Annotated in this window: 9 protein-coding genes and 1 pseudogene; 8 read left to right on the forward strand and 2 right to left on the reverse strand. The window is 73.8% G+C overall.

What is annotated here, in order from left to right; all coding sequences use genetic code 11:
* From ABZW03_RS31340 to ABZW03_RS31355, 4 genes are all read left to right on the forward strand, one after another.
* On the forward strand, window positions 1–1,430 hold a 1,430-nt coding region (locus ABZW03_RS31340), incomplete at its 5' end, for a thioesterase domain-containing protein (protein ID WP_355265743.1).
* Window positions 1,424–2,242: an ABC transporter permease gene (locus tag ABZW03_RS31345; protein ID WP_355265746.1), complete on the forward strand. Its 819-nt coding sequence runs from the start codon at window positions 1,424–1,426 to the stop codon at window positions 2,240–2,242. The genes ABZW03_RS31340 and ABZW03_RS31345, both read left to right, overlap by 7 nt.
* Window positions 2,243–2,265: 23 nt before the next feature.
* Window positions 2,266–3,576: a cytochrome P450 gene (locus tag ABZW03_RS31350; protein ID WP_355265749.1), complete on the forward strand. Its 1,311-nt coding sequence runs from the start codon at window positions 2,266–2,268 to the stop codon at window positions 3,574–3,576.
* Between the two features lie 34 nt (window positions 3,577–3,610).
* A complete protein-coding gene (locus ABZW03_RS31355; RefSeq protein ID WP_355265752.1) occupies window positions 3,611–4,552 on the forward strand; it encodes an ATP-binding cassette domain-containing protein in 942 nt (313 codons plus the stop codon).
* Between the two features lie 34 nt (window positions 4,553–4,586).
* On the opposite strand, the gene ABZW03_RS31360 is transcribed toward ABZW03_RS31355, so the two are convergent.
* A complete protein-coding gene (locus ABZW03_RS31360; protein ID WP_355265755.1) occupies window positions 4,587–5,600 on the reverse strand; it encodes a Gfo/Idh/MocA family oxidoreductase in 1,014 nt (337 codons plus the stop codon).
* Between the two features lie 117 nt (window positions 5,601–5,717).
* Window positions 5,718–5,912, reverse strand: a complete 195-nt coding sequence (locus ABZW03_RS31365; protein WP_355265758.1) for a hypothetical protein — start codon at window positions 5,910–5,912, stop codon at window positions 5,718–5,720.
* Between the two features lie 253 nt (window positions 5,913–6,165).
* Between ABZW03_RS31365 and ABZW03_RS31370 the strand changes: the two genes are divergently transcribed.
* The 4 genes and pseudogenes from ABZW03_RS31370 to ABZW03_RS31385 all read left to right on the forward strand — a co-directional run.
* Window positions 6,166–6,528, forward strand: a complete 363-nt coding sequence (locus ABZW03_RS31370) for a hypothetical protein (protein ID WP_355265760.1) — start codon at window positions 6,166–6,168, stop codon at window positions 6,526–6,528.
* Between the two features lie 320 nt (window positions 6,529–6,848).
* Window positions 6,849–8,483, forward strand: a complete 1,635-nt coding sequence (abc-f, locus tag ABZW03_RS31375) for a ribosomal protection-like ABC-F family protein (protein WP_355265763.1) — start codon at window positions 6,849–6,851, stop codon at window positions 8,481–8,483.
* A 78-nt stretch (window positions 8,484–8,561) separates the two neighbouring features.
* A pseudogene (locus tag ABZW03_RS31380) lies at window positions 8,562–8,755 on the forward strand (ATP-binding cassette domain-containing protein); the annotation flags it as partial.
* Window positions 8,756–8,807: 52 nt separating this feature from the next.
* The coding region (locus tag ABZW03_RS31385; RefSeq protein WP_355265766.1) for an ABATE domain-containing protein at window positions 8,808–9,073 on the forward strand (266 nt) is incomplete at its 3' end.

Consider the following 9,073-nt stretch of genomic DNA (forward strand, 5'->3'; position numbering starts at 1 on the left):
CCGACGGGCACCTCGCCTACCTCGGCCGCGCCGACACCCAGATCAAGATCCGCGGCTTCCGCGTCGAACCCGGCGAGATCGAGGCCGCCCTCACCCGCCACCCCGCCGTCCGCACCGCCGTCGCCGTCGCCCGCACCGACAGCCCGGCCGGCCCCACCCTGGTCGCCTACGTCACCCCCGCCCCCGGCACCGCACCCGACCCCACCGCCCTGCGCGAGCACACCGCCGACCACCTGCCCGGGTACATGGTCCCCGGCGCCGTCGTGGTGCTCGACGAGCTGCCGCTCAACCCCAACGGCAAGATCGACCGCAACCGGCTCCCCGCCCCCGACCTCGCCCCCACCGGCGCCGTGCGCCGCCCCCGCAACCCCGTCGAGGAGACCCTCGCCGCGCTCTGCGCCGAGGTGCTCGCGCTGCCCGAAGTCGGCATCGACGACAGCTTCTTCGACCTCGGCGGCCACTCCCTGCTGGCGGTCCGGCTGGTCGGCCGGGCGCAGGCGGCCGGCCTCCGGCTGGCGGTGGCGGACGTCGTCCTGCACCGCACCGTCGCGGAACTGGCCAAGCGGGCCCGGCCGGCCGTGACCGCCGAACAGTCCGCGGACGCGTTCTCGCCGGTCCTGCCGATCCGGCCGGACGGCGACGCGCCCCCGCTGTTCCTGGTGCACAGCGGACTCGGCTTCAGCCTGCCCTACCTGGGGCTGGCCCGGTACCTCGACCCGCGCTACCCGCTGTACGGCCTCCAGTCGCCCGCGCTGGACGCCGCCGCCCCGCTGCCCACCGACCTCCGCGACGTGGCGGCGGACTACCTGCGGACCATCCGGCGGCTGCGGCCGCACGGCCCGTACCGGCTGCTCGGCTGGTCGTACGGCGGGGTGCTCGCCCACGAGATCGCCGTCCGGCTGCAGGCGGACGGCGAGCGGGTCGACTTCCTGGCCGACCTGGACGGCTACGCCGGCCGCACCGGCCGGGACGAGAGCGGCCAGGACGACCGCGAACTCCTGCTCCGCGCACTGGAGGCGCTCGGCCACCGGCGCACCGAACTGGCCGGCCACGGCCACGCCGCGCTGCTCGACCTGCTCCGGCGCGAGGCCGGCCCGCTGGCCGACCTCGACGAGGAGGCGCTGCTGCGGCTGCTGCGGCTGTCGCGCCACCACGGCGCGCTGATGGAGCGCTTCACCCCCGGCCGGTTCACCGGCGACCTCCACCTCTTCGCGGCCGCCGAGGAGTGGACCGCGGACCAACTCGCCGACCGGACCGGCCGATGGGAGCCGCACGTGAACGGACGGGTGGTCGTCCACCGGATCGCCGCGGGCCACGAGTACCTGATGCACCCCGGGCCGCAGGCCGTCATCGGCCGGCTGGTCGACGCCGAGCTGCGCCGCCTGGACGGGGAGCGGGACCGTCGTGCGGAAGGGGGCCGGGCATGCTGACCGCCGTCACCCCCCGCCCCCGCTCGGCGCCGCTGGCCCTGCTGGTCGAGTCCGTCACCGTCGCCGGACGGCGGCTGCGCCGGCTGCGCCGGGCGCCCGGCCGGCTGATCGGCATCGTGATGAACCCGCTCATCTCGATGATCGTGCTCGGCTTCCTGTTCCAGGGCTCGCTGTCCTTCTCCGGCCGCGGCAGCTACCAGGAGTACATCTTCGCGGGCGTGGCGGCCCAGGTCGGCCTGGCCGGGATCGGCCCGACCGCGGTCGCCGTCGCGGCGGACCTGCGCGGCGGCCTGGTCGACCGGTTCCGCAGCATGCCGATCTCCCGACCGGCCGTCCTGCTCGGCCACACCCTCGGCGACCTGGTCGTCGGGCTGATCGGCCTGGCCGTGGTCACGGCGGTCGGCCTGGCCTTCGGCTGGCGCCCGCACCACGGCCCGCTCGCCCTCCTCGCCGGGCTCGCCCTGCTCACCGCCTTCATGTACGCGATGCTCTGGGTCGGCCTGATGCTCGGGATGTTCTCCCGGAACATGGAGACGATCAACGTCGTCGCCGGGCTGGTCACCGTCCTGCTGACCTTCCTGTCCAACGCCTTCCAGTCCGTCGACCGGCTGCCGGGCTGGCTGCGGCCGGTCGCCGAGGGGAACCCGGTCAGCGCCGTGGTGACGGCCCTGCGGCGGCTCTGGGGCAACCCGGACGCCGCCGGCAGCGCCGGCACCCCGGCCCTCACGCTCACCATCGCCGCCTCGCTCGGGGCCGTGTTCCTCCTCACCGTCCTGCTGAGCCTGCGCCGCTACCGGTCCGCGGTCTCCTGACCCCGTCACAGAAACGGCCGACCATGCCCCTGAAGGACCAGACGGTCGACGGCCCCGCCGACCGCACCGCGCCCACCGATCCCGGCACCGACGCCATCGACGCCGTCGACACCGTCGACACCGCCGACCTCTCCGCCCGCGACCTCGACACCGTCGACCTCACCGATCCGCACACCTACCTCGACCTCGACGTCCGGGCGATGTGGGCCCGGTTCCGGGCCGAACGGCCGGTGCACCTGCACCCGGCCACCGAGCAGGGCCCGCCGTTCTGGGCGGTCTCCCGCCACGCCGACGTGCTCGCCGTCTACCGCGACAACAAGCGCTTCACCTCCGAGCGCGGGAACGTGCTCGCCACCCTGCTCCAGGGCGAGGACTCCGCCTCCCGGAAGATGCTCGCCGTCACCGACGGCGCGCGGCACCGGGAGATCCGCAACCTGATGCTCAGGTCCTTCTCGCCGCGGGTGCTGGCCCCGGTGGTGGCCGGCGTGCACCGGCGGACCGCCGCGCTGCTCGACGAGGGCCTCGCCCGCGGCTCCTTCGACTTCGTCACCGAACTCGCCGACCACATCCCGATCAACACCATCGGCGACCTGATGGACGTCCCGGTCGAGGACCGCGAACGGCTGGTCCACTGGAACACCCAAACCCTCTCCCGCACCAGCGCCGAGCACACCGCGACCGAGGAGTGGCTGGCCCGCAACGAGATCCTGCTCTACTTCTCCGACCTCGCCGCGAAACGGCGCAAGCACCCCGGGGACGACGTGATCAGCGCCCTGGCGACCGGCACCGTCGACGGCGAGCCGCTGAGCCAGGAGGAGGTCGTCTTCAACTGCTACAGCCTGATCCTCGGCGGCGACGAGTCCAGCCGGATGTCCTCCATCGGCGCGCTCATCGCCTTCTCCGAACACCCCGACCAGTGGCGGGCGCTGAAGGACGGCTCGGTCGGCCTGGAGTCCGCCGTGGAGGAGGTCATGCGCTGGACCACCCCGGCCATGCACTTCGGCCGGCGCGCGCTGACCGACGTGGAGCTCGGCGGCCGGACGATCCGGGCCGGCGACGTCGTCACCCTGTGGAACAGCGCGGCCAACTTCGACGAGGAGGTCTTCGCCGAGCCGGACCGCTTCGACCTGGCCCGCACCCCGAACAAGCACGTCGCCTTCGGCTACGGCCCGCACTTCTGCCTGGGCGCCTTCCTCGGCCGGACCCACGTCGAGGCGATGCTCGCCGCCCTGCGCGGCCAGGTCGGCCGGATCGACCTGCTCGGCGAGCCGGTCCGGCTCTACTCCAACTTCGTCCACGGCTACAGCAGCCTGCCCGTCCGCCTCACCGCCTGACCGCCCGCCGTCCCCTTCTTCCTCGGGAGCCCCCATGGACCTGGCCATCCGCGCCGAGGGCCTGCACAAGCGCCACCGGGACGTCGTGGCGGTCGCCGACATCCACCTCGGCGTCCGGGCCGGCACCGTCCTCGGCCTGCTCGGGCCGAACGGCGCCGGCAAGACGACCACCGTGCAGATCCTCACCACCCTCGTCGCACCGGACGGCGGCCACGCCGAGGTGGCCGGCTACGACGTCGTCCGCCAACCGCAGGAGGTGCGGCGCCGGATCGGCCTGGCCGGCCAGTACACCGCCGTGGACGAGGTGCTGACCGGCCGCGAGAACCTCGTCCTGCTCGGCACCCTGCTCCACCTCGGCCGCCGCGAGGCCCGCCGCCGGGCCGACGAACTCCTGGAGCGCTTCCGGCTGTCGGAGGCCGCCGACCGCCCCGCCCGCGCCTACTCCGGCGGCATGCGCCGCCGCCTCGACCTCGCCAGCTGCCTGATCACCGCGCCCCCGGTGCTCTTCCTCGACGAGCCCACCACCGGCCTCGACCCGGTGAGCCGGATGGACCTCTGGGCCCGGGTCCGCGAACTCGTCGACGCCGGCACCACGGTGCTCCTCACCACCCAGTACCTGGAGGAGGCCGACTACCTGGCCGACCAGATCGTGGTCGTCGACGCCGGCCGCGTCATCGCCGACGGCACCCCCGACGAGCTGAAGCGCAAGGTCGGCAGCGAATGGCTGGACCTGACCGTCCGCTCCCCCGAGGACCTCGCCCCGGCCCTCGCCGCCCTCCGCCCCGCGCTCAGCACCGAACCCGCCGTCGACCAGCAGAAGGGCCGCCTCTCCATCCCGCTCGCCGACGGCCTCAACGACATCGCCACCGTCGCCGCCGCCCTGCGCCGCACCGGCATCCCGGTCGCCGACTTCACCATGCGCCGCCCCACGCTCGACGACGTCTTCGCCCACCTCACCGGCCATCCCTCGCCGTGACCGCTCCGGGCCGTGGCGCTACTGCGCGCCGTGGCTACTCCGCTTCGGGCAGCGCCCGGTGGATCCCGGTGATCCGCTCCGCGGCCTCGAAGCCGAGCACCGGGTCGGGCCGGCCGGAGAGCAGGCTGGCGTAGAGCGGACGGTAGTGGGCGACCTTCCGCTCGGTCCGGCCGTCGGTCCCGAACGCCGCCAGCAGCTCACCGTCCCGGGCGGCGAACCCCGTCATGGCGGTGTGGTCGATCCACACCTCCACGCCGGAGCGGCCGAGCACCAGGCTGCTCTGCTTGCTGCTGGCGCCGGTCAGCCAGCTGCTGCGCAGCCGGGCCGTGCCCGCCTCGCCCCGGGAGCGGAACTCCACCGCGCACCACGCGCTCGCGCCGCCGTCCGCCTGCCGGAGGGACGTCAGGCCGACCAGGTCCACGAAGCGGGTGAGCATGCTCAGCTGGTTCACTCCCGAGTCCGTCCAGCTGGAGACGTACGAGGCGAAGGCCTCCGCGCCCCGTTGGACGTACGGGTCGTGGAACGCCGAGGTGACGGTCGTGACCGGCCCCCAGTCCGGGTGGGCGGCGAGCAGGTCCGCCGCCCAGTCGACCTCCGGGGAGAAGGCGAAGTGGTGCGCGGTGAACACCCGGCCCCGCACGTCGGCCGTCCCGTCCAGCGCGCGCAGCGCGGCGAGGGAGGCGCGGTCGTGGACGAGCGGCTTCTCCACCAGGATCCGGGCGGTGGAGCGCAGCAGGGCCGTGGTCACCAGCTCGGCGTGGGTCTCCGTCGGGGTGGCGAGGACCAGCAGGTCCGGCCGGTGGGCGGCGAGCGCCTCGCCCAGGTCGCCGTAGTGCGGCGGCTGCCCGCCCCGGAACGCGACCGGCCCGACCGCTCTCGGGTCGACCGTGAACTCCAGTTCCACGTCCTTCCGTTCGGCGAGGACGGCGAGGTGGGTCGCGGCGATGACGCCGATCCCCACCAGCCCGACGCGCACCGGCTCACCGTGCTCCGGCTCGCCGCGCTCCGACGCGACCTGCTCCGACCCGACGTGCTCCCGCTCGGTCATGGCCCCTCTTCCCGTCGTCCGCACCGGCCCCGCACGCCGGGGCCCGGTCCCCATCCTCGCGCGGCGGCCCCGGCCCGGCGGTTCGGGGGGCTACAGGGGCTACAGGGGCTACAGGGGCTACAGGGCCAGGTCGACGGCCAGGCAGTTGTAGAAGTTCCAGCGGGTTTCGGGGTCGTGGGCCGTGGTGGCGGCGGCGCCGGGGGTGGTGGCCGCCTGCTCGGTCATGGACTCGAAGCGGATGCGTTCGGGGAGGGTGCCGTAACGGGCGCGCCGTGACGCGGCGTCGGGGTCGCCTGCGGGCCGGTTGCTCATGACGTCTCTCCTGGTCGGCGGTCGCGGATGACGGCTTTCAGGGTGCGTTCCGGGTCATCACCTGTCAAGACGGTGACTGCGACGGCGCAAGAGTCACTCCTCAGCACGGTCACGGCTCACGCGTGTTTGGCCGGTTCCGCACTCCCGAGCCCCTTGTTGAAGCTGCAAGGATCTGCCTCCCGGCCGGGCTCGGCCCACGAGCCGCAGGCCGGTTCACCGCACAGTTCCGCCACACACGAGAAGGTGGTTCCGCATGTCCACACCCCAGGCGAAGCTCCGCAGCGCGGCCGTGACCGCCGCCCTGGCCGCCGCCCTGGTCGCCCTCGGCACCGGGGCGGCCGACGCCGCCGCCGGCTGGCCGCCGCTGGAGCCGGGCGCGCACCTCTACTCCGCCACCGACGGACGGGGCGCGGTGACCACCGTCGACCTCGCCGACCTCGGGACCTGCCACACGCTGTCGGCGCCCGTTCGTTCGGTGCAGGTCGTCAACGGGTCCGCGTCCGTGGTGCTCTACCCCGGCGCCGACTGCACCGGCAGCCACCCGTGGGCCACCGGCTCACTGGCCCAGTCCAACCTGCCGCTGGCGGCCCTGAGCTACCGGGTCGTCCCGGCGTAGCGACCCCCCTTTTCGTCACCGCCTTGACAGGTGATGGTTGCGCGCGGCAATTTCATCACCTGTCAGGGCGGTGACGCCTTCGATCACGCCGGCCGCCCGCGGCGCCTGCTACAGTGGCTGTGACCTGTAGTCGTGTGATCGAGGAGTGGCAGACGTGGCGGGTGACGACGACATCTCCGGGTGAGACCCGGATCTGACGGCCACCGGCCGGTGCTTCAGGAGCGCCGCCGAGGCGGTCCGTTTCGTCGTACCCCTTTTCCGCACGTCTGCCCAGGGCAGAGGTCCGCCTTCCTGCCCTCATCCCCTTCGAGGTCACTCCCATGTCCGACGCCGCCGTCGTCTGCTCCAACCTCTCCTTCGCCTGGCCCGACGACACCCCGGTCTTCCACGACCTGTCCTTCACCGTCCCCGCCGGCCGGACCGGACTGGTCGCGCCCAACGGCGCCGGCAAGTCCACCCTGCTCAAGCTGATCGCCGGCGAACTCCGGCCCGCCACCGGCTCGGTGACCGTCACCGGACGGCTCGGCTACCTCCGCCAGAGCCTGCCGCTGACCTCCGGCCTCACCGTCGCCGAGGTGCTCGACATCGCCGACATCGTCCGGGCCATCGACGCCGTGGAAGCCGGGGACGTCGACGAGCGGCACTTCACCACCATCGGCGACGACTGGGACATCGAGGAGCGCACCCGCGCCCAGCTCGACCGGCTCGGCCTCGCCGACCTCACGCTGGACCGCAGCCTGAGCACGCTCAGCGGCGGCCAGATCGTCTCCCTCGGCCTCGCCGCCCAACTGCTCAAGCGCCCCGACGTGCTGCTGCTCGACGAGCCCACCAACAACCTGGACGCCGAGGCCCGGCACAAGCTCCACGACGTGCTGGCGGACTTCAACGGCTGCCTGCTGCTGGTCAGCCACGACCGCGCGCTGCTCGACCGGATGCAGCACATCGCCGAACTCGGCGACGGCGAACTGCGCTTCTACGGCGGTGACTTCACCGCGTACGAGGAGGCCGTCCGGGCCGAGCAGGAGGTCGCCGAGAAGAACGTCCGCAACGCCGAGCAGGAGCTGAAGCGGGAGAAGCGGGAACTGCAGCAGGCCCGCGAACGCGCCGAGCGCCGCCAGAGCAACGCCGCCCGCAACCTCAAGAGCGCCGGCCTGCCCCGGATCTTCGCCGGGAACATGAAGCGCGGCGCCCAGGAGTCCGCGGGCCGGGCCGGCCAGCTGCACGCGGCCCGGGTCAGCGAGGCCAGGGCCCGGCTGGACGAGGCCGGCCGTGCCGTGCGCGAGGAGCAGCGCCTCTCGCTGGACCTGCCCGACACCCAGGTCCCCGCCGGGCGCAACCTCTTCCTCGGCGAGGGCCTGCAGGTCCGCCACGCCGGCCGGCCGGTGTTCGCCGACGGCGGCGTCGACCTGAGCGTCCGCGGCCCCGAGCGGATCGCGCTGACCGGGCCCAACGGCGCGGGCAAGAGCACCCTGCTCAAGCTGGTCACCGGCGAACTCACCCCGGACGGCGGGGAGATCACGCGCAACGACGGGCGGATCGCCTACCTCTCGCAGCGCCTGGACCTGCTGGACCTCGACCGCAGCGTGGCGGAGAACTTCGCCGCCTTCGCCCCCGAGCGGCCCGAGACGGAGCGGATGAACCTGCTCGCCCGCTTCCTCTTCCGCGGCGCCCGGGCCCACCTGCCGGTCGGGGTGCTCTCCGGCGGCGAGCGGCTGCGCGCCACCCTGGCCTGCGTGCTGTGCGCGGAACCGGCCCCGCACCTGCTGCTGCTCGACGAGCCGACCAACAACCTCGACCTGGTCAGCGCCGGCCAGCTGGAGAGCGCCCTGAACTCCTACCAGGGCGCCTTCCTGGTGGTCAGTCACGACGAACGGTTCCTCGCCGGGATCGGGGTGAACCGCTGGCTCCGGCTGGCCGACGGCACGCTGCGGGAGACCGGGGCGCCTACGGTGTGACCCGCCGACGTGTGATCCGGCCCGCGCCCGCGGCTCCGTGCCCGGCGGGCCCACCCCCCTCACGTCGGAAGGTGTCCCGTGCTCCAACCCGCCCTGCTCGCCCACGACCCGGTCCGCGTCCTCGGCGGCCGGCGCGTCCTCGACGGCGTCGGCCTGACCGCGCCCCCGGCCGACGGATCGGCCTGATCGGGGCGAACGGCGCCGGCAAGTCCACCCTGCCGCGGGTGCTCGCCGGCGTGGACGACCCCGACGCGGGAAACGTCTCGCGCCCCGGCGGCACGCGCGTTATTGCACCTCTGCGCAGTCACCTGTCAGCATGGTGATGTGAACCTTGACCATGTCTTCGTCTGCGGGCACCCGGCGCTGGACTTCGCGGCCACGCTCCGTGCCCGGCGCACGGTGCGGTTCGAGATGTTCGTGACGCCGGAGCGCTTGAACGCCTGGTACCTGGACTGCGGTCTCGTGGACACGATCACGCCCGGTGGCGAGCACGACGTCCGCGAGGCGACGACCGTCCGCGAGGCGGTCTACCGGCTCGTCACCAACCGCCGGCTCGGCGAGGCCTTCGACCGCGAGGCCCTCGCCGTGCT

The organism is Kitasatospora sp. NPDC004799, from assembly GCF_040609095.1.
GTDB lineage: Bacteria > Actinomycetota > Actinomycetes > Streptomycetales > Streptomycetaceae > Kitasatospora.

Excerpts from the sequence above, each read along its gene's own strand:
- ABZW03_RS31355 (WP_355265752.1), top strand. The coding sequence starts at position 3,611 with ATGGACCTGGCCATCCGCGCCGAGGGCCTGCACAAGCGCCACCGGGAC.
- ABZW03_RS31345 (WP_355265746.1), top strand. The coding sequence starts at position 1,424 with ATGCTGACCGCCGTCACCCCCCGCCCCCGCTCGGCGCCGCTGGCCCTG.
- ABZW03_RS31365 (WP_355265758.1), bottom strand. The coding sequence starts at position 5,912 with ATGAGCAACCGGCCCGCAGGCGACCCCGACGCCGCGTCACGGCGCGCC.
- ABZW03_RS31370 (WP_355265760.1), top strand. The coding sequence starts at position 6,166 with ATGTCCACACCCCAGGCGAAGCTCCGCAGCGCGGCCGTGACCGCCGCC.
- ABZW03_RS31360 (WP_355265755.1), bottom strand. The coding sequence starts at position 5,600 with ATGACCGAGCGGGAGCACGTCGGGTCGGAGCAGGTCGCGTCGGAGCGC.
- abc-f (WP_355265763.1), top strand. The coding sequence starts at position 6,849 with ATGTCCGACGCCGCCGTCGTCTGCTCCAACCTCTCCTTCGCCTGGCCC.
- ABZW03_RS31350 (WP_355265749.1), top strand. The coding sequence starts at position 2,266 with ATGCCCCTGAAGGACCAGACGGTCGACGGCCCCGCCGACCGCACCGCG.